Below are 25,752 nucleotides of genomic sequence, written 5' to 3'. Positions count from 1 at the left end.
GCCGCCAATCCGTACCGGACGGGCTCAGCGCGGTGCGGGCACCGGGCGCTCCGCCCTGCCGGTGAGGCCGGCGGCGGCGAGTGCCCCGGCCAGGCAGACGACGGCGGTGGCGGTGAACACCTCGCTGTACTGGACGGCGAGGGCCGCGTCGAGGGCGTCGAGATAGGCCGCTTCCCGGGCCCGGTACTCGGCTTCGGAGATGCCGAACGGCAGCGGGGTGTCCAGGTCGGCGGTGGCCCGCTGGAAGCGGTGGAGGCTCCAGGAGGTGAGGGCGGCGACGCCCAGCAGCATGCCCATCATGCGGGCGACGACGACGGCGGCCGAGGCCATGCCGTGCCGGCCTTCGGGGGTGGCGCGGAGGGCGACCGCCGACAGCGGGGCGATGACGATGCCGAGGGCGAGGCCGGCCAGGACCAGGCCGGGCGCGATGTCGGGGATCGTGTTCGCGATGACGAGGTAGGCGGCGGCCGAGGCCAGGAGCCCGGCGACGGCGGGGATGCGCTCCCCGAACCGGGCGGTGAGCCGGCCGCCGAGGATCGCCCCCACCGGGAGCCCGACGAGGAACCACAGCAGCAGCAGGGTACCGCCGGCCGAGTCCTTGCCGAGGAGGGTCTGGGCCATGAGCTGGACGTCGACGAGGGTGACCATGAGGGCCGCGCCGGTGGCGAGGCTGGCGGCGAGGCCGAGCCCGAACGGCCGCCACCGGACGCCGGCGGGCTCGAGGAGCTTGACCGGTGAGCGCCACTGCCAGAGACCGAAGGCGATCAGGACCGCGACGCCGGCGGCGATGACCGGCGGGCCCCAGGAGGGCAGGACCGCTTCGGCCGGTTCGGGATTGTAGAGGCCGACCACCAGGAGCCCGAGCGCTACCGCCAGCAGGGCCCCGCCGACGAAGTCGACCCGCTCCCGGCCGCGTCCGGCGGTGTCCCGGGGGACGGTGAAGTGGATGGCGAGGGCGGCGAGGACGGCGAGCGGGAGGTTGATCCAGAAGATGCCGCGCCAGCCGATCAGGAACGCGACCCCGGCTCCGAACACCGGGCCGATGACGGCGCCCAGCTCCTGGGCGGCGCCGACCCAGCCGAGGACGACCGCGCGGCTGCGGGTGGAGAACAGGTCGGCGGCGAGGGCCATGGTCACCGGCAGGAGCGCGCCGCCGGCGAGGCCTTGGAGGGCGCGGCCGGCGATGAGCGGGGTGAGGTCGGTCGCGGTGGCGCTGATGAGCGAGCCGACGGCGAACCCGGCCAGGCACAGGTGGATGACGCCGCGCCGTCCGAAGCGGTCCGAGAGCCGCCCGAGCAGCGGCATGCCCGCGACGTAGCCGAGAAGGTAGCCGGTGACCAGGGGGGTGGCGCGTTCGAGGTGGTTGGCGGGGATGCCGAATTCCCGGATCATGTCGACCAGGACCGACACCAGGACGTAGGCGTCGATCGACCCGATGAGGACGGTGGCGCCGGCCGCGCCGATCGCCACCCGCCGCCGGGTGGGGCCGGCCTGCCTAAGGCGCCTCAATCGTCACCGGTTCGTCGTAGTCGGACAGGTGGATGGTGACCGCGGCGTCGCCCTCGGTGAACTCGGCCTTGACCACGCGCAGGTGCTCCTGGTCGAACCAGACGGTGGCCTCGTTCCAGTCTCCTTCCGCGGGAATGAAATCGGAGAAGACCTCGGGGTCGAAGACGATGCGGTAGCGGAAGGCGTCGACGCCGTCGACCTCTTCGGTCCCCTCGGCCTCGGCCTCGTCGTAGGCCGACAGCAGGGTCGCGATCCCGCCGTCGCCGGCGAGGATGATCGTGGGGTTGTACGGCAGCTCGTCGCCGCCGACGGGGACCTGCTGGTAGTCGCCGGTGAAGCCCTTGACGTAGGCGTCCTCGCCGAGGATGACGTAGGACACCTCAACGTCCATGCCCATGGCGGTGATGACGCCGCTGCCCTCGGCGTCGCCGGCGGCGGTGACGGTCCCGTCGGCGGCGCCGATGTCGAGCCCGTCGACCTCGCCGTCCACTTCGAGGGTGAAGAACACGCTCTCGGCCTCGGCCATGGTCTCGGCCGCGTCCGGAATCGTCTCGTCGGCGGCCGGAGCGTCGCCCGATCCGGAGCAGGCGCCGAGTGCCAGGAGCGCGGCGCCGCCGAGGGCGAGGGGAATCTGTCTCATGGCGCCATCTTAGGGTCGGCGGTGCAACGCCGACCCCCGCCGACGCCGCGGGGTGAGGCACGCGGCGTTGCGGTCCGGGGCGTCGGCGGGGTCCGGCGGTCAGCCGAGGGCGTCGAGGAGCTCCCGGCAGGCCTGCTCGCAGTTGCGGCATTCGAAGGCGCAGCTCGCACAGTGGTCCATGGCCTCGTGCTCCCGGCAGACGTCGGCGCAGGACTTGCAGGCCGTGGCGCAGGCTTCGAGGACCGCGCGGGTGAGGTTGGCGTCGTATCCGGTGTGGCGCGAGAGGACCTGGCCGGTGGCGAAGCACACGTCGGCGCAGTCGAGATTGGTGCGGATGCACTTGGCCAGGGCTGCGACGTCCTGCTCGCTGAGGCACGAGTCGGCGCAGGCGGTGCACGCCTGCGCGCACGCGAAGCATTCCTTGATGCAGTCGGCGAGTTTCCGGCGGTCGACGTTGCCGAGGTCGGCCGGGTAGGTCCGGATCATGTCGTCCACGAGCGTCATGAAGGTCTCCTTGTCGGATCGCGATGCGCCGGCGGCGCGGTGCGCGTCGCCGGTTCGGTCTTCACGAGGGCGGGCGAGTCGGCCGGCCCGGTTCCGCGCACGGCGCGGCGTACTGCGGGGCCGTGCGGTGAACCGGAGCGAGCTCCGTAGAAGCCCACGCTATTCGCTCCCGAGGGCGTCTGTATGCGATTCGCCCGAACCCGGCCTCCGGGGCCTCCTGCGCCGGGGAGGGCGCGGCACCGGATGCGACGCCGAGTCCTGCTCAGGCCATGCCGCCGTTGGTGAATATCGTCTGGCCGTTGACCCAGCGGGCGGGCCCGGCGAGGAACGCGACGGCCTCGGCGACGTCCTCGGGCGTGCCGAGCCGGTTCATCGGGTTCATGGAGGCGATCTGGTCGATGAGCTCTTCGCTCTTGCCCTCCAGGAACAGGGGCGTGGCGGTGGGGCCGGGGGCCACGGTGTTCGCGGTGATGTCCTTGCCGCGCAGCTCGCGGGCGAGAACGAGGGTGAGGCCCTCGACGGCGGCCTTCGAAGCGGCGTAGGCGCCGTAGGTCGGAAGCTGCGCGCGCGTGACCGACGTGGAGAAGTTGATGATCGCCCCGCCGGAGCGCACCCGGTTGGCGGCGAGCTGGGAGACGACGAAGGCGCCGCGGATGTTCGTGCGGTGCATCCGATCGAGTTCGGCCAGGTCCATGGTGGCGACGGGCGACAGGACCATGACGCCCGCGGTGTTCACCACGACGTCGAGACCGCCGAAGGCGGACTCGACCGCGTCGAACACGGCGGCCATGGCGTTCTCTTCGGCGACGTCGCCGCCGACGGCGATCGCGCGGCCGCCCTCGCCAGTGATCCCGGTCGCGAGGGTCTCGGCCCCGTCCCGGTTGCCGGCGAAGTGGACCGCGACCGCGTACCCGTCGGCGGCGAGCTTCTCCACGACGGCCTTGCCGATGCCGCCGGAACCGCCCGTGACCAGGGCGACGCGCGTGTCATTGGTGTCCATGTCCGTCTCCTTCGCGATGTGGATCGTGGTGCGCCCGGAAGAGCGACCGGTGGCGCCACCGGCACGGGAGGACCCATCGCCTCCACGACTGCTTCCGGATCAATGGAATCAGCATCTCGATATCAACGATAACACAAGTGCGAACCATTGCACCCCAATATTCGTTATCGTCGATAACATCGGATGGAGCCCGGCGCGGAGCGTGAGGTGCGGAGCCGGGGAGACCGTGGCCGGTGGGCTTCCGCCGAAGGCCGCGCCGCGACCCCGGAGGCTGCGGCAGGTCGGAACAGCCGGCTCCCGCACCCCGTCCACCGAGAGGCTACTTCTCGTTCATTCGGCGAGGTCGTGGAGCAGTTGCCGGGCGGCCAGCAGCAGCGCGCCGCGCATCTCGGCGTCGGGGACACGGTCGACCACCCCGTCGAGCACGGCCTCGAGTTCGCCGAACGCCGACATGACCTCCTGTGACATCGACGGGTCGTACTCGCCGAAGACCGCGTCCGGAATCGCGTCCGCCAGCAGGTCAAGGAACCGCGCGTAGCGCTCGGCGAACTCCCGGCCCAGCGCGTGGTCGGGCATGTCGTCGCGGCTGGCATTGCCGAGGATGTCGGTGATGGTCTGGACTGACTCGGCGGCCAGGCTCAGCCGGTCGGCGGCGTGGAAATCGCTGTCGACTGCGTCCCCGTGGCGCCGGTACGGCCATCGTGGGTTCAACCACAGGCTCCGGCGGCCCTCACGCAGGGTCGCGCGCAGGTTCGAGATCCGGTCGTCCAGCTCCGATGCGCGGGTGACCCACTCCAGGGCCCACTCGCGGCCGAAGCCCTCGCGCAGGCCGGCCGCGAGGTCGCGGAGGATTCCGGCGGTCGATGCGGCGACGTGGCGACGGTGCGACTTGCCCTTGCCGATGTGCACCGGCGGCAGCACCGACAGGTTCACCAGGGTGCCGATGCCTGCCCCCAGCACGGTCTCGAGCAGCCGCCATCGCAGGTATTCCTGTTCGGGCTGGTTGAGCGTGAGCAGGAACAGGGCGGCGAACGGCGCGTAGATGCCTTGGTCGTCCAGTCGGTAGGACCGGCCGATCAGCAGCGTGAGAGGCAGCGCCAAGGCCAGCGCCGCCGTGGTCGACTCGGTCAGGGCCAGTGCGCCGTATGCAAACGTCAGGCCGATCGCCACGGCCGCCACCTGCTGGAGACCCGACAGTATCGACCAGTAGACGGTGTCGCGGACCATGATCATCGCCACCAGCGGGGCGACGTACGGCATCGTCAACTCGAGCGCTTCGGCGGCGATCCACCAGGCCAGGATCGCCGCACCGGTGGCCTTGAGCGTCTGGGCCAGCGTGCGGCGGGCCGAACCGTCGGATCGCGCCAGCTCGCGGACCCAAGAGCCGGCGCGGCGCACCTCGTCGAAAAGAGCCTCGAACGCGCGCCGCGGCAGGCGCAGCATGCGAGATTCCACCACGATCGGTTACCCACCGGCGACAACACCCATGCTCGCCCGACGGGAGGTGCCGACGAGGACGCAAATAGGTACACCCCAGATTGACTGCGACCGCCTTGCCGGCTAGAACACTCCCGCTCGGCGAGCACGACTCCTGAGGAACGGGGCCGCCCGTTTGCAACCGGGAGCCGAGCATCTCTGGCCCGTCGCCGGATTCGGCTCCAGGTTGACCGGCTGTGCGCGGGCGGCGGCGTCGAAGCCCGCTTCGCCGCCACGGCCTGTCCCATCGCTGCCGACGGAGTCGGCGAGAATCTGGCCGAGGAGTGCTTCGATGCCTCGACCGCCGAGATCCCCCGGCACCGCTGTTGGGAGCGGGCCGTGGCAGGCGTTCCCGCATAGCCCCGCGAGGTTTCCACCGCCCCGACCGGGGAACGCTTCTAGCAGGCAGTCCGTTCCAGGAGCGGCCCTCAACCGGAGGTGACAGGCCATGCCACGGCGGAATCCGCGGGACCAGTGGTCGAAGAAGGAAGAGCGGCAGTACGAGAGCATCAGGGACCAGTCCATCGAGCGGGGCACCTCGCGCGAGCGGGCCGAGGAGATCGCCGCGCGCACCGTGAACAAGCAGCGCGCCCAGGCCGGCGAGTCCCGGCGGGCCAGCGAGACCTCGACCGAGGACCGGTCCGCCTACAAGCGCGGCGGTCGGCGCTCGGGCAAGCGGACCGGACCGCAGGGCCGCACCAAGGAGCAGCTCTACGAGGACGCCAAGCGCAAAGGCGTCACGGGTCGCTCGAAGATGAATAAGGATGAGCTCGAACGCGCCCTCAGACGGGCCTGAAGCGAGCGGGGCGGTCGGTCGGACCGCCTGCACCTTCGGGGGGCTCGACGGGACGCTCACCGTGGATACCCGGCGCCGACCCGGCCCTGACTGATTCCCGCAGCAGGCGCTCGGCGGGGCGCGGCGGCCGCGCACAAGGGCACAGAGCGGCAAGAGGACTACAGTATCGACAAGCGGTCCTGGTTCCGCCATCGATTTTGGGGTTCGGCATCGTGGCGGCCTTCCCCAATGCGGCGTCCCGCTCCATTACTCAATCGCTCTCCCCTCGGCTTGGAGCCTGAGCCGCGAACAGCGTCCCGCTGCGGAGCGCTCCCACAGCCAGTCCGGCCGGCTGCCTCCGGTGGTTCACAAGGATCGGCCGCGGGTAGTCAAGGCCGACGAGGCGAAGACGGTGGCCACCGGGAAGGATGACGGATGCGCAAAATGCCGCGTGAGCGGGTTCCCGATAGCACATTGGCGTTGATGCGCGACCCGTACGGTTATATCTCCCAGCACTGTCGCCGTCACCGCTCGGATCTGTTCGAGACCAGATTCCTGCTTCGGCAGGCGATCTGCATGACCGGACCTGAGGCCGCCGGTTGCTTCTACGATCGCGATCGGTTCGTGCGTGCCGGCTCGGCCCCGTCCAGGCTTCAGAGGACGCTGTTCGGGAAAGGCGGCGTCCAGAGCCTGGACGGCCCCGCGCATCGCCACCGCAAGCAGATGTTCCGCTCGCTGACAACCGCGGAAGAGATCGATCGGCTCTCGGATGCGGTAATCGGCCGCTGGTCCGACGAGGCCGCACGGTGGGCGTCGAATGGGCCCGTTGTCCTCTACGTGGACCGACGCACATCGGAGCTGGTTGCGATGTTCCAACACGCCGGGTCGATCGGGATCTTGCATCGCCGGTCACGTCGCGCTCGGAACTCGGCGGAGCGGTGGATCGAGAGCCTGGTTGAGGCGATCCGCACCGGTCGTCTCGACCCGCCGCCCGGATCCGCCGTCGACGTCATCGCCCGACATCGCGAGCTGGACGGCAAGCTGTTGCCGCCGACCGTGGCGGCGGTGGAGGTGTTGAATCTGCTACGGCCAACCGTGGCCATCGCGGTCTACCTCGTCCTCGTCGCTCATGCGCTGCATAACCATCCGGTATGGCAGCGTCGCCTCCGGGAGGGCACCGATGCGGAGCCGTTCGTCCAAGAGGTACGGCGGTACTACCCGTTCTTTCCGTTCCTGCTCGCCCGGGCTCGAGCCGAGAGCGAATGGCACGGCCATCGGTTCCCGGCGGGCCGGTGGGTCCTGCTCGACCTGTACGGCACCAATCACGATCCGCGGATCTGGAAGGAACCCGATCGCCCAGCCGTTCCACCGTTCCCCCGTGCGTCGCCAGATCGCCCGGACGCCGCCATCTGGGGTGATTCGACCTCGCAACGGTCACGACACCGCACGGAGAGCGGCGAGTTCGGCTCGATCACCCGCGGCGGCGAGGCGACGAGGGTCCGATGTCCTCCTGCCATCGGCAATGGAGGTCCACGTTGGGCGGCCTGACCGCAGTCGCGGCACGCGTTCCTAGCCCGCCGGCGTATTCGGGCGCCTCAGTACTCCGGTCAGCACCGAAGCGCCGTTCATGTCGAATCCGGGCCGACAGATGCCTTATAGGCTAAGCAACATCCAGGACGGTCTTGAGCCAGCCGTCTTGGCGCCGGTCGAACGTCTCGTATGCCTCGATGGCGTCGGTGGGCCGCTCGTGCTGAGTGATGAACGCGGTCGGGTCAACCGTGCCGGTCAGCACGAGGTCGAGTAGCCCAGGCAGGTAGCGGCGGTGGTTGCAGTTGCCCATCTTCACGGTGAGGTTCTTGTTCATCGCCGCGCCGATCGGGAAACTCTTGAAACCGGGAGGGAAGACGCCGACGATACCGATGCTGCCGGCCTTGGCCACCGCCTCTACGGCCCATTCGACGGACAGGCTTGGCGCGTCGCCGGGCACCCACCGGTCTCCGCTGGGATCCGCGTCGGGCGCAGCCTGTCGCCGCTCCTCCTCGAAGCGCTCCACCTCGTGGCCGACCTGCGCGGCGGCCGGTCCCGACTTCGGGCGCTGTGCGTCGATGCCCACGGCCTCGATAACACGATCGACGCCGATCCCACCGGTGAGTTCCTTGATCACCGCCACCGGGTCCTCATGGTTGAAATCGATCGCCTCGGCGTTCTGCTCTCGCGCCCTGTCCAGGCGGGAGGCGATCCCATCGACGGCGAACACCCGCCCGGCGCCCTGCCGCTTGGCCGAGGCGATGGCGAACTGGCCCACCGCCCCCGCACCCAGCACCAGCACGCTGTCCCCGTCGCCGACTTCGGCGAGCTTCGAACCGAACCAGGCGGTGGGGAAGATGTCGGACACCAGGATCGCCTGGTCGTCGGTCACCGCGTCCGGGATCCGTACCAGACTGGTCATCGCATACGGCACGCGCGCGTACTCGGCCTGCAACCCGTCCACCGGTCCGGTCGATTTCGGCCCGCCGAAGAAGCACGTGCCCGCGGACGGGCCATTCGGGTTGGAGGCGTCGCACTGCGCGTAGTAGCCGGCCCGGCAGTACGCACACGTACCACAACCGATCGTGGAGGGCACCACCACACGGTCACCAGGCCTGTACCCCCGCACCTCCCGCCCGACTTCCTCGACTACACCGACCGCCTCGTGACCGAGAATCGTGCCCTCGACCATGCCAGGCATGGCACCACGCACCATGTGCAGGTCCGTACCGCAAATCGCGCTGCGCACGATCCGGATGATCGCATCACTCGGTTCCAGAATCTTCGGATCGGGCACCTCATCCAAGCGGATGTCCCCGACCCCGTGCCACACAACAGCCTTCATCGCACTCGCCTCTCGCCTCGATCGTCACCGCCAGGTGCCCGGGTCACCGCCCCCCTAAACACCCGACTGACCGGGAACTCCTCGTTCAGCAGGTCGCCTCGATCGCAGCAGGCATCTGCCGTCGGCCGAGCTCTGAGGCTGGGCTAGGGCCCTGTATGAGCCGAGACGCCGCCCCAGCACAGAGGGCAATCGCTTGATCACCAAGGACGACCGCTTCAAGAAGAGCCGAGCACGATCTGGGATGGCGGCTCGTGGGAGGTCGGCGTCGCGCCTTGGAACGCAGTCCCCAGAGGAGCGAGGCTGTCGAACCATTGGGTCACAATGAGCCCGTTTCAATCTGAGTTGTGCTCGTAGCTGTTGAGGACTTTGGATGGCTTTGGCGATCTGGGTGACCAGTGCGGGTCGCAGCGGACGCGGTCGAAGATCGACCAGGTTTTGAGCTGGGCGAACATTCGCTCGCCGGGTCCGCAGAGGCGGGAATGCAGGCGGTTGTAGGCCTTTTGCCACTCGGGCTTGTCGTTGCCCTTGATCAGTGTGATCACCAGGTCGTGGTCGAGTCCGCCGTAGCCTTTGTCGCCCAATGCGAACAGGCCATACTCGGCCAGCAGCCGGGGGATCTGCCGGATTCCGGCGGCGGTGTCGTGGGTGCGCATTGCACCTGAACGGCGCCTCACGACAGGGCCCGAGTCGAGGATCGAGGTTCGCCCATGGGCCGATCATGCCCATTCGCATTCGGTGCTCTCCGTGGGGCCGCGACCAAGGTCGGAACCCGGTATCGCCGCGCAGACCGAGGCCGGCCGACTCCGGCTGTGATGGGAACCGAGCTCGACGCGCTCCGCGACGCGGCGGCACGAGGCTCGCGCATCACGTCGATCTGCGGGGGCGCGTTCACTCACGCCGAAAAGCATGTCCACTGTGAAGCAGGACGTGCCGCGGACCCAGACCGAACCGGGCCTAAACGACCGGACTCAGATCGCGCCCTCGTGGCACTTGACTCCGTCCTGAACGACCCGGCATGACCCGCTCCTCAGCCGCCCGGCTCCCGCAGCCATTCCAGGACGATCCTCGCGGTCTCGTCGGGGCGGTCCAGGTGCATGAAGTGCCCCGCCTCCGGCAGGATCTCGACCCGGGAACCGGGCGCGAGGCCGACCTCGGCGTCGGCGAAGGACGGCGGCGGGATGCATCCGTCATCCTCCCCGGCGAGCACCAGCATGGGGATGGACGCAGGCGCCTCGGCGGTGGCGGCCAGCTCGGTGAGTTCCGGGTCGTGCAGCGAGGTGTCGAAATTGGCGCGGTAGATCCGCAGAGCGTTGGCCACCAGGGCAGGGTCTTCGTACAGGGCGTGGACGCGCTCGCGGTGCTCACCCGGATCCAGGCCCGGAGACCAGTTCGCCCACAGGTAGTCGACGAGTTTCAGATTCAGCGTCGCCTCACCGATCCCGGGGACATGGAACAGGAACATGTAGAACAACCGCTGCAACTGGGCCGGATCTTCTACCAGACCGGGCAGGGCCGCAGGCGGCGGCACTGCCATGGTGACGGCGTTTCGGACCAGCTCCGGCCACGCGGCGGCCGCGCGGCCCACCATTCCGGCTCCGATGTCGTGCCCGATCATGTCGACGCCGTCGGTGTCCAGCACACGGGCCACCGCGGCGGCGTCTGCGGCCAGAGTGAGACCGTCGGCGTAGGTCATGGCGTCGGCGTGCACTCGATGATGGCCGCGTAGGAACGGGGCCACGACACGTCGCCCGGCGGCCACCAGGCGCTCGGCCAGCGGCCCGAAGGTGGCCGGATGATCAGGGAATCCGTGCCAGCACACCACGACCGGGCCCTCTCCGACCGCCAGCGCAGGGAATTCCAGTCGGTCCGTGGCGATGGCGATCTCCTCGAACTCCATCACGTCACCATATGATTCGGCCCGGTCCTCAGCAATGAGCCTGCCGTCCAGGGCCGGACGTCATCTGCTCGGGGTCCCACTCGCCGGCGGACCAATATTGAGGTGAGGCTTTATGCAGAGGGGCGCTCCGGATCATTGGCGTCTCACCTGGTTCGATCCGGAACTGGAAGCGCGGCTACGCCGATGGCGGCGCAGCCGGGACGGTCTCGGGTCGACCCGGTCGCAGGGCGGGCAAACAGACGCGGCTGTCGGCTTGCGAGTCCGAGGCGCTGGTCGGATCGATCGTGGACTTCGAGCCCGATCTGGGCGGGAAGCTGTGGCCCCGCAAGAAAGTCGTGGCGCTCTCCGAGCGTCTGTTCGAGGTTTCCTTCACCGAACAGGGAATGGGCAAGCTGCTGCGACGCATGGGCATTTCCGTCCAGCGGCCCGACAAACGGGCGATCGAGGCCGATCCGGAGGCGATGCGGGTGTAGTGGTCCCGGTCGCGTTCCTGGGCCGTACCTCCGGCAGGATCCGACGTTGTCGCTGCCCCGGCAGGTGCGCGCCTGCCGGCAGGCGCTGCCGGCCAACACCCGGATCGTGGCCTACTTCTACAACTTCGAATCCGGCCGGACCGCAGTGACCGAGCGGGGACGCGGCCGGGCGCATGAGCAGATGAGCGTCCTGGTGCGGCGGGGCGGCGGGCTGCGGGAGCTGCTCGACGAAACCGAACGCCGACCGCCAGACCCCCCAGCGCCGCCTCAGAGCCCTCGATCACGGCCCCGAACTCAATGTCCTGCACGACCCGCCGCATCACCCTCGTCCACCCGAGCGCCCCAGACCCGCCCCAGGGACCAAAAAGAGCTGCGTAAGTCCGCCAGACTTACGCAGCTCCACACCGCGCCCCCGACAGGATTCGAACCTGCGACACCCGGTCCCGGAAACCGGTGCTCTATCCCCTGAGCTACGGAGGCGAGGACGATGCTACCAGGCGTGCCGAACAGCGGGACAGGCGGTTTGCACGGCGAGGATCACACCATCGGCGGACGCGTCCGTTTCGGCGCGGAAGTGTCGCACCGGGGGCTTAGGCTGACCCCTCGGAAACCTCGGAGTTTAGCGGACACGCTGCGGTTTCACCGCCCGAAACCTCGAAGAACCTCAACATCTTGGGTCGACTGCGAGGATCAACCACTACATGTATGATTCCGGGTTGTCGGGTCGACGTCCGGCCGCCTTCGCTTCACCACCGTGAAAGGGCGGTGGCTTCGGCGCCGGCTCCGCACGCGAATCACGTCACGAGGGGATGCAGAGATGACCGGGCTCGCCAGCACCACATCCGCCGCCACCACCACCGCACCGGCACAGCGGGGCGATCCGTCCGGCGGCGAGGTCGCCGCATCCATCGCCGAGAAGATCCGCGTCCACGCGGCCGGGCTCGGCGACGTCGACGCCGAACGCGTGATCGCCCAGGTCCAAGGCGGGATCTGGCCCGGCGCCACCGTCGGGGACCTCCGCGAACGGGCCATCGAGATCACCGCCGCGTCGGTGGCCTCCGAACCGACGTACTCCAAACTGGCCGCGCGCCTGCTGTCGGAGCACATCGCCGAGGAGACCGCCGCCGAAGGCGTCGCCTCGTTCACCGACGCGATCGGCGCCTGCCGCGACAACGGACTCCTTTCGGATGAACTGGTCGCCTTCGTCGAGGCGCACGGACCCGAGCTGGACGCCGTCATCGACTCGGCCGCCGACGACCGCTTCGAGTACTTCGGGCTCCGCACGGTCTACGGCCGGTACCTGCTGCGGCACCCCGAGCACCGCACGGTGCTCGAGCGGCCGCAGCACTTCATGCTGCGCGTGGCGTGCGGGCTGAGCCAGAGCGTCGCCGAGGCCGCCGAGCTGTACCGCCTGCTCTCGCAACTGGCGTACCTGCCCTCCTCCCCCACGCTGTTCAACTCCGGCACCCGGCGGCCGCAGTTGTCGTCGTGCTTCCTGCTCGACAGCCCCAAGGACGAGCTCGACTCCATCTACGAGCGCTACAGCCAGGTCGCGCGGCTGTCCAAATACGCCGGCGGCATCGGCATCGCCTGGTCGCGCGTGCGGTCCCGCGGCTCGCTCATCCGCGGTACCAACGGCCACTCGAACGGGATCGTGCCGTGGCTGCGGACGCTCGACTCCTCGGTCGCCGCGGTCAACCAGGGCGGGCGCCGCAAGGGCGCCGCCTGCGTGTACCTGGCGACCTGGCACGCCGACATCGAGGAGTTCCTGGAGCTGCGGGACAACACCGGCTCCGAGGACCGCCGTACCCACAACCTCAACCTCGCCAACTGGGTGCCCGACGAGTTCATGCGCCGCGTCGAGGCCGACGCCGACTGGTCGCTGTTCGACCCCAAGGAGGTCCCCGAGCTCGTCGACCTCTGGGGCGAGCGGTTCGACACCGCCTACCGCCGGGCCGAGGCGGCCGGGAAGGCCCGCAAGACCATCCCGGCACGAGAGCTGTACGGGCGCATGATGAGGACGCTGGCCCAGACCGGCAACGGCTGGATGACCTTCTCCGACACCGCCAACCGCGTCTCGAACCAGACGGCCGATCCGCAGAACGTCATCCACCTGTCGAACCTGTGCACCGAGATCCTCGAGGTCACCAGCGACGCCGAGACCGCCGTGTGCAATCTCGGCAGCGTCAACCTCGCCGAGCACTGCACCGGCGAGGGCTTCGACTTCGCGCGGCTCGAGGACACCGTGCGCACCGCCGTCAAGTTCCTCGACCGCACCATCGACCTCGGTTTCTACCCCACCGCGGAGGCCGAGAAGGCCAACCGGAAGTGGCGGCCCATCGGACTGGGCTGCATGGGCCTGGCCGACGTGTTCTTCAAGCTCGGCCTCGCCTTCGACTCGGCCGAGGCCCTCGAGCTGTCGACGAAGATCGCCGAGCACATCGCCGTCACCGCCTACGAGACCTCGGCGTGGCTCGCCGAGGAGCTGGGCGCGCACCCGAACTTCAACCAGACCCGCGCCGCCGAGGGCGTCCTGCACCTCGACCACTACCGGAACGCGCGGATCACTCTGCCCGAGCGGTGGGAGGCGGTGCGCGGCCGGATCGGCGAGACCGGGCTGCGCAACTCGCTGATGGTCGCGGTCGCACCGACGGCGACGATCGCCTCGATCGCCGGCTGCGCCGAATGCATCGAGCCGGTCGTCTCCAACGTCTTCAAGCGGGAGACGCTCTCCGGCGAGTTCCTCCAAGTCAACCGGCACCTGATCGGCGAGCTCAAGGAGCGGGGCCTGTGGAACGAGACCCTGCGGCAGGCCATCGTGGTCGCCGAGGGCTCGATCGAGGGCATCGAGGCGATCCCCGAGGACATCCGCCTGCGCTACCGGACGGCCTGGGAGCTGCCGCAGCGGGCCCTGATCGACCTCGCGGCCGCCCGCACGCCGTTCATCGACCAGGCCCAGTCGCTGAACCTGTTCCAGGCCAGCCCCACCATCGGGAAGCTGTCGGCGATGTACCGCTACGCCTGGAAGCAGGGCCTCAAGACCACCTATTACCTGCGCAGCCGCCCGGCCACCCGGATCAACCAGACCACGGTCGGGGCGCCGCAGCCGGTCGCGACCGCCACCGACGAGGAGGCCTGCTCCCTGGAGAACCCGGAGAGCTGCGAAGCCTGCCAGTAACGCCCTCGGGGAGCGCCCGAGGGCGCTCCCCGACGCATTGACCGCCCGCAGAACCCATATTCGAGAGGACCGCACCTATGCTGCTCGACCCGGGCATGAACCTGACCCTGCGACCCATGAAGTATCCGGACTTCTACGAGCAGTACCGGGCCGCCATCAAGAACACTTGGACGGTCGAAGAGGTCGATCTCGCCTCCGACCTGGCCGACCTGGCGAAGTTCACCCCGCAGGAGCAGCACCTGATCCACCGGCTCGTGGCGTTCTTCGCCACCGGCGACACGATCGTGGCCAACAACCTGGTGCTGAACCTGTACCAGCACGTCAACTCGCCCGAGGGCCGCCTGTACCTGTCGCGGCAGCTGTTCGAGGAGGCCGTGCACGTCCAGTTCTATCTGACGCTGCTCGACACCTACCTGCCCGACCCCGACGAGCGCGCCAAGGCGTTCGCCGCGGTCGACAACATCCCCTCGATCAAACGCAAGGCCGACTTCTGCTTCAAGTGGATCGACTCGGTGTTCGAGATGCGGGAGCTGTCCGGCGCCGAGGACCGGAGGGCGTTCCTGCTCAACCTGATCTGCTTCGCCGCCTGCATCGAGGGCCTGTTCTTCTACGGCGCGTTCGCCTACGTGTACTGGCTGCGGAGCCGGGGCCTGCTCGACGGGCTCGCCACCGGCACCAACTGGGTGTTCCGCGACGAGTCCTGCCACATGAACTTCGCCTTCAGCGTCGTCGACGTGGTCCGCGCCGAGGGGCCGGAGCTGTTCGACGACCAGATGCGCGACCAGGTCACGGCGATGATGGACGAGGCCGTCGAGTGCGAGCTCCAGTTCGCCCAGGACCTCATCGGCGAGGGCATGCCGGGCATGACCGTGAACGACATGCAGTCGTATCTGCAGTACGTCGCCGACCAGCGCCTGGAGCGGCTCGGGATGCCGAAGAAGTTCGGCTCGGAGAACCCGTTCCCGTTCATGGCCCTGCAGGACGTCCAAGAGCTGACGAACTTCTTCGAGCGGCGGCCGACCGCCTACCAGACCGCCGTGGAGGGCACGGTCGACCTCGACGAGGAGTTCTAAGTAAGGACCGGACCGCATTCTCCCCGGTCCAGGTCACCGGCCCGGCGTCCCCACGAGGGGGCGTCGGGCCTTGCTCATGCGCCGCGGGCGAAGGTGACGCCCTCGGCCTGGGAGCCGTCGGCCATCTGCGCGACGCACATGAACGTGCCGTCGCCGGGCAGATGGAGGTCGGTGGCCCAGTCGACCGCGTCGCCGCCGATCAACTGCGACAGCGGTCCTTCCTCGCGCTCACCGTCGAAGCAGGCCGAGGCGATCGTCTCGTCCTCATTGGCGGCGGCTTCGTCGTCGGCGCCCACGCCCTCGGGCAGGGTCCCGGTCGCGTAGGCCTCCCACTGGTGCGCGCCGCTGCACTCGGCCGGGGTCAGCTCGCCGACCTCGCCGTCGAAGCAGGTCGGTTCCTGCACGCAGTCGGCGCCCTCCTGCTGAAGCGAGCATTCCTTGACGTAGTCCTCGACTTTCGACTGGCCCTCGAGGTCGGTCTCGTCGTCGCCGCCGAACAGCCAGACCGCGCCCCAGACGAGCAGGGCGATAACGGCCGCTACGGCGAAGCCCATGCCGAGCAGGCGGCCGAGCCCGGAGCCGCCGTCGCCGGACTGGAGGCGGCGTTCGCGGCGGGTCGTGCCTTCGGCGGGGGGCACCGGCAGACGCGTGCCGGTCTGGCCGCCCTCGAGCGTGCCTCCGGAGCCGAAGGCCCGCCACTGCTCGGTCGGGGCCGGGGCGGGCTCGGCCGGGCGTTCCGGGGCCCGCTCGGGCGCCGGCGGGGCCGAGGGGGCGGCCGCCGAGGCCCGGACCGGTCCCGGCTCGGGCCGCTGGGGCCCGGGGCGGCGGCCCGAGGGGGCCAGGCGCAGCGTCGAGGGCGGCTCGGGCTCCTCGGGCTCGGACGGCTGGGAGTAGGCCGAGAAGACGCCCTCCTGCGGGGGCGACGGCTCGCGCTGAGGCGGGACGGTGACCCTCGGGATGATCCCGGTGGAGGCTTCGGGGATGGAGGCGAGGAACTCGCGGAACTCGACGGCGGTGGGCCGGCCCTCGGGGTTGTTGATGAGCGCCGTTCTCAACATCTCCAGCAAGAGCGGCGATATACCGGGAATCGCCGGGATCGGCTCGTCGTACAGGGCCGCGACCTGGTTGATGTCGACCGCGCCGTCGGTCGGGAAGCGGGGCGGGCGGCCGTTGAGCATCGTGTACAGCGTCGCGGCCAGGGAGTAGACGTCGGCGCTGGTGCCGACCTCGCCCATCTGGAAGATCTCGCGCGGCGCGTACGCCGGGGTCGCCATCGTCGAGACCGGCTCGCCGGGCTGGGGCTGCGGCATCAGGCAGGAGAGCCCGAAGTCGGTGAGGACGGCGTGGCCCTGCTCGTCGAGGAGGATGTTGGCGGGCTTGACGTCGCGGTGGACGATGCCGGACTCGTGGGCGGCGGCGAGCGCGTCGGCGATGCGGATGCCGATCTCGACCGTCTGCTGGGGATGGAGGGTCGTGTAGTGGTCGAGCAGGTCGGCCACCGAGCCGCGGCAGCGTTCCATGACCACGTACGGGTGGGCGCGGCGGGTGAGTCCGGCCGAGAGCATGCCGACCACGCACCGGTGGCTGGAGATGCGTCCGGCGGTCTCGATGTCGTGGCGGAAGCGCTGCCGGGACGCCTCGTCGGTCAGCGGCCGGGACTCGATCTTGACGGCGACCTCGGAGCCGTCGTCGAAGCGGGTGGCGCTGTAGACGACCGAGTAGGCGCCACGGTCGATCTCCTTGTACCCGGTGAGCCGCTCGATCCCGGCCAGGAGTGCTTCGGGGTCGAGTTCGGCACCGGGGACGTGCGTGGCGGGGCCCGGCGGGTGCGGCGCGCCCGGTGCGAGGTGGTCGGCGTACCCGGCGGGCGGCGGGGAGAAGGGTGCGCTGGACTTGGGGTGATGGCCGGTGGGAGCACCGTAGGACGAGATGGTGTCCACTAGTTGCAGCCTCCGTAGTGTCGAGCCTGGGTCGAGGCGGAGCGTGGGTCAGCGTCGGCTGCGCTCCGCCCGGCGTTCGTTTTCGCGTCCTGGGTTCTGGGCCCTCTGCCGGATAACGTTACGGCAACGTGCCCGGGATTCTGTATACGCCTGGACGAAAAGCCAGTCACAACTGACCGAACGGATGATATGTCGCTTCCGCAACGCGTTGTGGCGGTAGCCGATAGTGAGTACGTCCCCCGTGTGACGCGCGGGTGGACGGGTGTGTCGGCGACGGTTCAGGGCCCGCCCGTCCGCCCGCTGCGTCTCGGCGGTCACGCCGTGCCCGCGCGCCACAGTGGCCGATGTTCGGCGGGCCGCGGTCAGGCCAGGTAGTCCTCGGCCCAGGCGGTCGCGCCGGGGTCTTCGCCGAAGGACTTCAGGACCGTCCGGGCCCACCGGCGGGCCTGCTCGGTGCGGCCCTCCTGGTCGAGCAGGCGGGCGTAGCGGGCGACGATGGCGCGCCGCGGGTACCCCAGGGACGGTTCGTCGTAGTGCTCGGCCAGCTCCCCCAGCATGCGCAGGGCCTCGGCCCGGTCGCCGCGGGCGGCGAGGACGTCGGCCAGGAGGGCGGCGCCCGCGGCCCGGCCCGGTTCGAGGACGTCGTCGGTGACCAGTGCGAGGGCCTCCCGCGCGGCGGTCTCGGCGCCGGCGAGGTCGCCGGCCTCGAGCGCGCACCGGCCGCGCAGGGACAGCGCGAGGCTCATGAGCATCGGGTGCCCGGTGGCCTCGCCGTAGCGCTGGGCGGAGGCGGCCAGGTCGGCGGCGTGGTCGCGGGCGCCGATCCGGAGCGCGGCGAGGGAGCGGACGTACTTGGCGAAGCCGCGGCCCCAGTCGTCCTCGATGCGGTCGAAGTCGCGGAAGGACTTGCGGGCGGCGGTGTCGGCGCCCTGGGGGCGGCCGAGCCAGACCGCGGCCGCCGCGCCGGTGGCGCGCAGGAGTCCCACGGCGAAGACGTCGCCGGAGCGTTCGCCGATCGGCAGGAACACTTCGGACAGGCGGCCGGCCTCGGAGAAGCGGCCGGCCATCAGCAGGGCGAACGCGGAGACGCCGCGGACCCAGGCGCGGCCGACCAGGTCCATTTCGCGGGCGAAGGCCTTGGCGGCCCCGCGGAGGACCTCGTCGGCGCCGTCGAAGTCGCCGCGGGCGACCAGGACCCAGGCGCGGTGCTGGAGGGCCCAGGCGCGGCGGCGGTCGTCGCCGACGCCGGTGGCGGTGTCGTAGGCGTCCATGAAGCGGCGCTCGGCCTCCGAGAGGCGTCCGGCGAGGAAGTCGAGCAGTCCGATGCGGCACTGGGCGTCGCAGCGGGGCCCGGCCAGACCCTCGCGTTTGGACAGGGCCAGCGCGGCGGTCCAGGCGGCGCGGGCGCCGTCTACCTCGCCTTTGAAGCGGTGGAGGCGGCCGCGCAGGAGCAGCAGTTGGGAGACCAGTTCGACTTCGGTCTCGGGGAAGTCGTCGCTGTACAGATGCCCGGAGGGGTGCTCGTCGTGGTCCTCGCCGGGGACGGCCAGGCCGATGTCGACCGCGAGGTGCTCGATCTCGGCCTCGGCTTCGGCGGTGCGTCCGAGGCGGGTGAGGGCTCGTCCGCGCAGGAGCCGGTCGTCGGCGGTCAGCGGGGTGAGCGGCTCGATGCCGTTGAACATGGCGACCGCGCGTTCGGGTTCGGAGGCGTCCATCGCGCGGTGGGCCTGCTTGCGGACCGCTTCGAGGGCGAGCGGGAGGACGTTCCAGACCTCGTCGACCGCTTCGATCTCGACTTCCCGGGCCAGTTCGACGGCGCGTTCGGCGTGGTAGACGACGAGATCGTCGGCGCTCTGGCCTTCGAGTTCGGTGTCGGCGGCCCAGCGGGCGATCTCGGCGTGGGCGTGGGCGGCGTCGGCCTTCCCGATGGGGGCGTAGGCGGCCTGGCGCAGCAGGGGGGTGACGAACCGGTAGCCGCCGTAGGAGCGGCGGCGGAGCATGCGCCGGTCGAGCAGCTCTTGGAGGGCGCGGTCGAATTCGCCGGGGACTTCCTTTTCGAGCAGTTGGGTGGCTTCGGGCGGGACGGCGTCGCCGAAGACGGAGGCGGTGCGCAGCAGGGCGCGGGCGGCCGGGGAGAGCGCGTCGATGCGGGCGCCGAGGACTTGGGCGAGGTCGCGGGAGAGGACTTTGCCGGTCAGGGAGCCGACGGCGAGCCGCCATTGGTCGCCGGTGTCGGTGAGCAGGCCCTGCTCGGTGAGGAGGGTGACCAGTTCGGCGAGGTAGTAGGGGTTGCCTTGGGCGAATCCGAGGAGGCGTTCCTCGTCGGGTTTGGGCAGGCGGCCGCCGCCGAGGAAGGCTCGCAGGAGGCGGGCGGCGTCGGCGCCGGCCAGCGGCGGCAGGGGGTGGACCTCGGCCTCGGAGATGCGGGTGAGGACACCGGAGGAGCGGGTGAGTTCGGGGCGGCCGTAGAGGAGGACCAGCACCGGGCCGCGGAGTTCGGCGAGGGCGACGCCGAGGGCGTCGATGCCGTCGGCGGAGGCGGTGTGGAGGTCGTCGATGTTGAGGACGATCGGGCCCTTGCCGGCGAGGTGGCTGATCAGCTCGGCGACCGCGTGCGGAACGGTGTAGGCCTCGGATTGGCGGCCGGTGAAGCCCCCGGGGCTGTCGGCCGCGCCGGGTCTGCCGTGGCCGAGGAGGCCGAGGAGGATCTCGACGTTGAGGCCGCACTCGTCGTGGTCGAGGTGGCCGTCGGCGATGCGGCGGAGTTTGGCCTCGGCGGTGGCCCGGTCGTCGTCGAAGCGGAGGCCGGCGGCCTTGCGGACCAGGTCGGCCAGTGGGCCGAAGCGGCGGCCTTCGCCGTAGGGGGCGGCGCGGACCGACAGGACGCGGGCGCCGCGCTCGGTGGCGATGGTGCGGATCTCGCGGGCGAAGCGGGTCTTGCCCATGCCGGCTTCGGCGGTGTGGATGAGGACGAGCGGTTCGCCGCGGTCGATGACGGCGTCGAGGCGGCCGGTGACGCGGCCGACCTCGGCGCCGCGGCCGATGAACGGCGCGGTGTCGCCGAGACTGGCGCGGGTGCCGGGCTCGTCTTCGAGGCCGAGGAGCTGGTAGACCTCGACCGGTTCGCGTTTGCCCTTCAGGCGCACCGGGACCAGGCGCCGCCAGGCGGCGGTGTGGCGGGTGGCGGCCATGGTCTCCTCGCCGGCCCAGACGGTGCCGACGGCGGCGTTGTCGCAGAGGCGGGCGGCGGTGTTGACCGTGTCGCCGATGACGGTGTATTCGAGGTCGGCCTGCATGCCGGCCACCACGAGTCCGGAGCGGATGCCGATGCGCAGGCCGATGGGCAGGCCGCCGCCGGATTCGGCCTTGAGCAGGCGGCGGACGCGCTTCTGCATGGCCTGGGCGGCGCGGATGGAGCGTTCGGCGTCGTCTTCGTGGGAGAGCGGGGCGCCGAAGACGGCCATGAGGCCGTCGCCGGTGAGCTTGTCGACCTGGCCGCCGTACTCGTTGACGGCGCTGACGCACTCGGCGAGCAGCCGGTCGGTGACCGAGGAGACCCGTTCGGGGTCGAGCGACTCGGACCAGGTGGTGAAGTCGGAGAGGTCGGCGAACAGGACCGTGACGTAGCGGCGCTCGGTCTGCGGGGCGCTGGCCTCCGGAGACAGGGGGGCCCCGCAGTTGTGGCAGTAGCGCGCGCCGGGAACGGTCGGCGCCGAGCAGAACGGGCAGGTCACAGCAGCACCAACACCGCCACCAGGCTGTGTTGTTCCCCACCCCTGGGGAGAATGGGAAAGTTCTTGGCGTTCACGTTCGCAAGGATACGTGGCGCGGCTGACAGATACCTGTGCGACAGAGCACAATTTCCCGAGAGTCGCTTGTAGCTCCATCGCCTCCACCACACGCCCCGGCTTGCAACGACACCCGCCGAAACTCCCGGATCGGTACGATCGACCCCAGACATGCTCGAATAGAGAAAGCCCCGCCCGTGGACCCTTCCTTCTCCCCCGCTTCCCACCCCTCGAATTGGCGGACCGTGCGCCTGAACCGAACGCGGCTCACCTGGAGCATCGTGTTGGCCGCGTATGTACCGATCGCTTGGAGCGTCACCGCCGATATCCAGAACGGGAGCGGCTTCTCCCTCTGGGGCGCTCTTGGTGGGTTCACGTGCGCGAGCCTCTTCCTCGGCCTGATGATCTGGGCTGTCACCAGGGGCCGCCACTTCCGGTACGACCCTCGGACGGGTCGCGTCGAAGCCGGTGGAGGACGAGGGTTCGGGCGAACGATCTACCCGCGCCCGGGCTACGAACGTCTGGAGTTCTCGCCGGTCTTCGGCGAAGTGTGGGAAGTCGCCCGGAACGGAAAGCGCCACCGACTTCCGATAGGGCAGATTGCGGCCAACCGAGACGACTGGAGAGCCTTCGTCGAGAGCTTCCATCCCGAGGCGGGCCAGCCGATCGCGATCTGTCCTCCTCGAGACCGGAACTGAAAGAGAACCGCCGTGGCCTCATACCCCGCCTCAGCGCCCCGCGCCGAACGCCCCGGCCACCGGCCGCGCTGGGTGTCTGTGAGAACAAGTTGGACCCGGAACCACACCTTCGTCGCAGTCTGGGCGGTCTTTCCCCTGAGCGGGATCCTCGACTCGGAGGTCCAACGCGGTGACGATTTCCCGCTGCTGGTCGCCCTCGCGTGGTTCGCAGGTGCCGTCGCCGCGCTCGGATCGGCGGTCCTGGCTGTCCAGAGGCGCCGCCGCTTCAGATACGACACCCGGTCCGGTCGTATCGAAGCGGGCACCCGGTGGGGTTTCGGTCGGACGATCTACCCGCGCGCCGGTTTCCAGCGGCTGGAGTTCTCGGTCGCGCGCAGAGAGATTCACGAGGTTCGATTCGACGGGACTCGCAAGCGGGTCCCGATCGCGGCGTGGATGGCGCGTCGGGCCGACTGGCAGGCATTCGTCGAGAGCTTCCACCCCGAGGCTCGCTCGCCGGTGCCCCTCTTCCCGCGCGCCCCGGATCCGGCACGTGCAGGGCCATCCGACGCTCCTGCAGCGCCGCCGGACATCGGCCCTCCCCCGCAGCAAGGCGGAGGAAAACGTGTGGGCACGGTCGATATGAACCGGCGGCGCTTCCGCCGACTGGCGGCGGTCGCCGTTCCGGCTTCGCTGATGGGCCTCTTCACCGCGTTGTTCGTCATGGAGCCGGACGGACCGTGGGACTTGGCGGTCATCGGCGCCAGCAGCGGAGTGTTCGGTTGGAGCCTTGAACCGCTCATGATGGGGCACTACTTCAGGTATCGCCCGAGCGGCCGGTGGATCGAGGCCCGCGGCTCATGGGGCATCGAACGGCGGTATCCGCGCCCCGGATTCGAGCGCTTGGAGTACTCGGTCGCTCATGCCGAGATTCACGAGACACGCGCCGACGGTAAGCGCCGCCGCCTGTGGATCAGACCCGCCACGGCGAACCCGGACCACTGGCGGCGCTTCGTCGAGAACTTCTACCCCGCAGCCAGGACTCCGATCGTCATCCGCCCGCCCAGCGAGCTGGACTGAACGAGGCCGACGCCGAAGGCCCGTGCGAACTCGGGATCAAGACCGCGGACGCCGCCGTCCGGCAATTTGTAAAGTCGGAGTCCGGCGTTTTGTCAACTACAGGACCGGCAGTTTGTAAACCGGCCCTGGTCAGGCGGTGACCAGGCCGGCCCTCTGGAACTCCTTGACGGTGGTGTATCCGGTCTTCGCCATGGCCCGGCGCAGGCCCCCGAAGAGGTTCTGGTTGCCTTCCGAGGAGTTCGACGGGCCGTAGAGGACGGCCTCCAGGTCGGGCACCTCGATGTCGCCGGAATCGCCCGGGCGGAAGCGGCCCCGCGGCAGCTTCGGGTGCGAGGCGGCCGAGTGCCACCAGGCGCCCTGAGCAGGCGATTCGGCGGCGTCGGCCAGGACCGAGCCGAGCATCACCGCGTCCGCGCCGCACGCGATGGCCTTCGCGATCGCGCCCGAGCCGGTGATCTCGCCGTCGGCGATCAGGTGCACGTAGCGGCCGCCGGTCTCGTCGAGGTAGTCGCGGCGGGCCGCGGCGGCCTCGACGACCGCCGAGGCCATCGGGACGTCGATGCCCAGGACCGAGTCGGTGGTCGACCAGTCGTCGGAGCCGACGCCGACGATCACGCCCGCCGCGCCGGTGCGCATCAGGTGCATCGCCGTCTTGTAGTTGGTGGCGCCGCCGACCACGACCGGCACGTCCAGATCGGCGATGAACTGCTTGAGGTTCAGCACGTCGCCGTTGCTGGAGACGTGCTCGGCGGAGACGATCGTGCCCTGGATGACCAGCAGGTCCACCCCCGCCTCGACCGCCAGCGGCGCGAGCTCGGTGGTGTGCTGCGGGCTCACCCGCACCGCCGTGGTCACCCCGCCGGCGCGGATCTCGGCGATCCGCTCGGTGATGAGCTCGGGCTTGACCGGCTCGGAGTAGATCTCCTGGAGCCGTTCGATCGCCGTCTCCACCGGCGTGTCGGCCAGCTCCTTGAGCAGTGAAGTGGGGTCGACGTAGCGGCACCACAGGCCCTCGGCGTTCAGCACGCCGAGGCCGCCGAGGCGGCCGGTCTCGATGACCGAGGCCGGGCTCATCGTCGCGTCCGACGGGTGCGCCATCGCCGGAATCTCGAACCGGTAGGCGTCCAACTGCCACTCGGTCGAGACGTCGTCGATGTCTCTGGTGCGCCGACTCGGCACGAGCGCCACTTCGGACAGCCGCCAGCCGCGCGCCACGATCTTGCCGGGGCCGATCTCGACCAGTTCCCGCACAGGTCCTCCTCCTACCGGGTTCCCACTACCGAGTCTGGTAGTTGGGCGCTTCTGCGGTCATCTGGATGTCGTGCGGGTGGCTCTCCTTCAGACCCGCAGCGGTGATCCGGACCAGACGCCCGCGCTCGTGCATCGCATCGATCGTACCGGCCCCGGTGTAGCCCATCGCGATGCGCAGACCGCCGGTCAACTGGTAGACCACCTGTGCGAGGGTGCCCCGGTAGGGAACCTGGCCCTCGACGCCCTCGGGGACGAGCTTGTCGTCGGCGTCGACCGCGTCCTGGAAGTAGCGGTCCTTGGAGTAGGACTTCGCCTGGCCGCGGGTCTGCATGGCGCCCAAGGAGCCCATGCCGCGGTAGGACTTGAACTGCTTGCCGTTCATGTAGATCAGCTCGCCGGGACCCTCCGCGCAGCCGGCGAACAACTGGCCCATCATGACCGCCGAGGCACCGGCGACGATGGCCTTCGCGATGTCCCCGGAGTACTGGACGCCGCCGTCGGCGATGACCGGGACGCCGCGTTCGCGCGCCACGCGGACGGTGTCCATGATCGCCGACACCTGCGGCGCGCCCACTCCGGCGACGACGCGGGTGGTGCAGATGGCGCCCGGGCCGACCCCGACCTTCACGCCGTCGGCGCCGGCGTCGATCAGCGCCTCGGCGGCCTCGGCGGTGACGATGTTGCCGCCGACGACGTCGACCTTGTCGCCGAAGTCCTTGCCGACGGTGGCGATCATGTCGAGCACGCCGCGCGAGTGCCCGTGGGAGGAGTCGACCACCAGCAGGTCGACGCCGGCCTCGACGAGCTGCCCGGCGCGGGCGTACTGGTCCTCGCCGACGCCGATCGCGCCGCCGACGCGCAGGCGCCCGGCGTCGTCCTTGGTGGCGTCGGGGAACTCCTCGCGCTTGGCGAAGTCCTTGACGGTGATCAGGCCGCGCAGGCGGCCGGTCCCGTCGACGATCGGAAGCTTCTCGATCTTGTTGCGCTTGAGCAGCTCCAGGGCCTCGTCACTGGAGACGCCCTCGGGCGCGGTCACCAGCTCGCGGCTCGTCATGACCTCGGCGACCCGGGCCGACATGTCGGCCTCGAAGCGCATGTCCCGGTTGGTGACGATGCCGACCAGCCTGCCGTCGGCGTCGGTCACCGGGAGCCCGGAGATGCGGTAGCGGGCGCACAGCTTGTCGACCTGTTCGAGGGTGTCGTCGGCCGAGCAGGTGACCGGGTCGGCCACCATCCCCGACTCCGAGCGCTTGACCAGGTCGACCTGCTGGGCCTGCTCCTCGGCCGGGAGGTTCCGGTGCAGGACGCCGAGGCCGCCGAGCCGGGCCATCGCGATGGCCATGCGCGCCTCGGTGACGGTGTCCATCGGCGCGGTCAGCAGCGGCACCGACAGGCGGATGTTGCGGCTGACGTGCGCGCCGGTGTCGGCCTCACCCGGCGCCACCTCGGACTCGCCGGGCAGCAGCAGCACGTCGTCGTAGGTCAGGCCGAGCGGGATGGCCGCCGGCGAGCCGAGCGGCACCGTGGTGCCCCCGACGCGGCCGCCGCCCTGGCCCTCGGCTCCTGCAATTCCGAAATCCCCTGAGAACGCCATGGACCAATCGTAGTGCGGCGACCTG

General features: G+C 70.1%; 19 protein-coding genes and 1 tRNA gene. 7 read left to right on the top strand and 13 right to left on the bottom strand.

Translation table 11 applies throughout. The annotated features are described in order from the left end of the window. Nucleotides 1-24 precede the first annotated feature (24 nt). The 5 genes from CUT39_RS14905 to CUT39_RS14880 all read right to left on the bottom strand — a co-directional run bounded on the left by CUT39_RS14905 (nucleotide 25) and on the right by CUT39_RS14880 (nucleotide 5,096). Nucleotides 25-1,509, bottom strand: a complete 1,485-nt coding sequence (locus tag CUT39_RS14905; protein WP_100447921.1) for an MFS transporter — start codon at nucleotides 1,507-1,509, stop codon at nucleotides 25-27. Next, nucleotides 1,496-2,149, bottom strand: coding sequence for an LppX_LprAFG lipoprotein (locus CUT39_RS14900; RefSeq protein WP_100447919.1), 654 nt, complete (start codon nucleotides 2,147-2,149; stop codon nucleotides 1,496-1,498). Before CUT39_RS14900 ends, CUT39_RS14905 begins: the two co-directional genes overlap by 14 nt. Before the next feature lie 99 nt (nucleotides 2,150-2,248). Continuing rightward, nucleotides 2,249-2,653 carry a four-helix bundle copper-binding protein gene (locus CUT39_RS14895; RefSeq protein ID WP_100447917.1) on the bottom strand — a complete coding sequence of 135 codons (405 nt, stop codon included), beginning with the start codon at nucleotides 2,651-2,653 and terminating at the stop codon, nucleotides 2,249-2,251. A gap of 262 nt (nucleotides 2,654-2,915) precedes the next feature. After that, a complete protein-coding gene (locus tag CUT39_RS14890) occupies nucleotides 2,916-3,653 on the bottom strand; it encodes an SDR family oxidoreductase (RefSeq protein ID WP_100447915.1) in 738 nt (245 codons plus the stop codon). 330 nt (nucleotides 3,654-3,983) lie between these two features. Continuing rightward, nucleotides 3,984-5,096: an FUSC family protein gene (locus CUT39_RS14880; protein ID WP_100447911.1), complete on the bottom strand. Its 1,113-nt coding sequence runs from the start codon at nucleotides 5,094-5,096 to the stop codon at nucleotides 3,984-3,986. Nucleotides 5,097-5,577: 481 nt separating this feature from the next. Between CUT39_RS14880 and CUT39_RS14875 the strand changes: the two genes are divergently transcribed. Both CUT39_RS14875 and CUT39_RS14870 read left to right on the top strand, forming a co-directional pair. Then, on the top strand, nucleotides 5,578-5,925 hold the full coding sequence (locus CUT39_RS14875; protein ID WP_100447910.1) for a plasmid stabilization protein: 348 nt from the start codon (nucleotides 5,578-5,580) through the stop codon (nucleotides 5,923-5,925). Between the two features lie 414 nt (nucleotides 5,926-6,339). Then, nucleotides 6,340-7,452 carry a cytochrome P450 family protein gene (locus CUT39_RS14870; protein ID WP_100447909.1) on the top strand — a complete coding sequence of 371 codons (1,113 nt, stop codon included), beginning with the start codon at nucleotides 6,340-6,342 and terminating at the stop codon, nucleotides 7,450-7,452. A 112-nt stretch (nucleotides 7,453-7,564) separates the two neighbouring features. Here the strand turns inward: CUT39_RS14870 and CUT39_RS14865 are convergent, their stop codons facing one another. The 3 genes from CUT39_RS14865 to CUT39_RS14850 form a co-directional block, all read right to left on the bottom strand. Then, complete coding sequence (locus tag CUT39_RS14865) at nucleotides 7,565-8,776, bottom strand: zinc-dependent alcohol dehydrogenase (protein WP_100447907.1); 1,212 nt, start codon at nucleotides 8,774-8,776, stop codon at nucleotides 7,565-7,567. Nucleotides 8,777-9,108: 332 nt separating this feature from the next. Next, nucleotides 9,109-9,429 (bottom strand): transposase family protein, encoded by a 321-nt coding sequence (locus tag CUT39_RS21860; protein ID WP_100447905.1) that lies wholly within the window; start codon nucleotides 9,427-9,429, stop codon nucleotides 9,109-9,111. 374 nt (nucleotides 9,430-9,803) lie between these two features. Continuing rightward, the gene (locus CUT39_RS14850; RefSeq protein WP_100447903.1) at nucleotides 9,804-10,673 is read right to left on the bottom strand and encodes an alpha/beta fold hydrolase; all 870 of its coding nucleotides are present in this window, start codon (nucleotides 10,671-10,673) and stop codon (nucleotides 9,804-9,806) included. A 284-nt stretch (nucleotides 10,674-10,957) separates the two neighbouring features. Between CUT39_RS14850 and CUT39_RS20410 the strand changes: the two genes are divergently transcribed. Further along, entirely contained in the window at nucleotides 10,958-11,146 is a 189-nt protein-coding gene (locus tag CUT39_RS20410) for a helix-turn-helix domain-containing protein (protein ID WP_157930702.1), read from the top strand. A gap of 407 nt (nucleotides 11,147-11,553) precedes the next feature. Here CUT39_RS20410 and CUT39_RS14840 read toward each other — a convergent pair. Next, a tRNA-Arg gene (locus CUT39_RS14840) sits at nucleotides 11,554-11,626 on the bottom strand. 337 nt (nucleotides 11,627-11,963) lie between these two features. Between CUT39_RS14840 and CUT39_RS14835 the strand changes: the two genes are divergently transcribed. Beyond that, the gene (locus CUT39_RS14835) at nucleotides 11,964-14,324 is read left to right on the top strand and encodes a ribonucleoside-diphosphate reductase subunit alpha (RefSeq protein ID WP_100447899.1); all 2,361 of its coding nucleotides are present in this window, start codon (nucleotides 11,964-11,966) and stop codon (nucleotides 14,322-14,324) included. Between the two features lie 77 nt (nucleotides 14,325-14,401). Then, complete coding sequence (locus CUT39_RS14830; RefSeq protein WP_100447897.1) at nucleotides 14,402-15,397, top strand: ribonucleotide-diphosphate reductase subunit beta; 996 nt, start codon at nucleotides 14,402-14,404, stop codon at nucleotides 15,395-15,397. 74 nt (nucleotides 15,398-15,471) lie between these two features. On the opposite strand, the gene CUT39_RS20860 is transcribed toward CUT39_RS14830, so the two are convergent. Further along, nucleotides 15,472-17,337, bottom strand: a complete 1,866-nt coding sequence (locus CUT39_RS20860) for a serine/threonine-protein kinase (protein WP_100447895.1) — start codon at nucleotides 17,335-17,337, stop codon at nucleotides 15,472-15,474. A gap of 362 nt (nucleotides 17,338-17,699) precedes the next feature. Continuing rightward, nucleotides 17,700-21,071: an adenylate/guanylate cyclase domain-containing protein gene (locus tag CUT39_RS14820; RefSeq protein ID WP_198587159.1), complete on the bottom strand. Its 3,372-nt coding sequence runs from the start codon at nucleotides 21,069-21,071 to the stop codon at nucleotides 17,700-17,702. A 299-nt stretch (nucleotides 21,072-21,370) separates the two neighbouring features. Here CUT39_RS14820 and CUT39_RS14815 point away from each other — a divergent pair, with 299 nt between their 5' ends. Continuing rightward, the gene (locus tag CUT39_RS14815) at nucleotides 21,371-21,823 is read left to right on the top strand and encodes a hypothetical protein (protein WP_100447891.1); all 453 of its coding nucleotides are present in this window, start codon (nucleotides 21,371-21,373) and stop codon (nucleotides 21,821-21,823) included. Between the two features lie 606 nt (nucleotides 21,824-22,429). Continuing rightward, on the top strand, nucleotides 22,430-22,882 hold the full coding sequence (locus CUT39_RS14810) for a hypothetical protein (protein WP_100447889.1): 453 nt from the start codon (nucleotides 22,430-22,432) through the stop codon (nucleotides 22,880-22,882). 129 nt (nucleotides 22,883-23,011) lie between these two features. Here the strand turns inward: CUT39_RS14810 and CUT39_RS14805 are convergent, their stop codons facing one another. Then, a complete protein-coding gene (locus CUT39_RS14805; RefSeq protein WP_100447887.1) occupies nucleotides 23,012-24,133 on the bottom strand; it encodes a GuaB3 family IMP dehydrogenase-related protein in 1,122 nt (373 codons plus the stop codon). Nucleotides 24,134-24,158: 25 nt separating this feature from the next. Continuing rightward, a complete protein-coding gene (gene guaB / locus CUT39_RS14800) occupies nucleotides 24,159-25,727 on the bottom strand; it encodes an IMP dehydrogenase (protein ID WP_100447885.1) in 1,569 nt (522 codons plus the stop codon). Nucleotides 25,728-25,752 lie beyond the last annotated feature (25 nt).

Origin of the sequence: Glycomyces xiaoerkulensis (assembly GCF_002798405.1) — a bacterium.
Taxonomy (GTDB): Bacteria; Actinomycetota; Actinomycetes; order Mycobacteriales; family Micromonosporaceae; genus Glycomyces; species Glycomyces xiaoerkulensis.
Note: the sequence above shows the minus strand (reverse complement) of the source record. Positions and strands in the feature narration are given on the sequence as shown.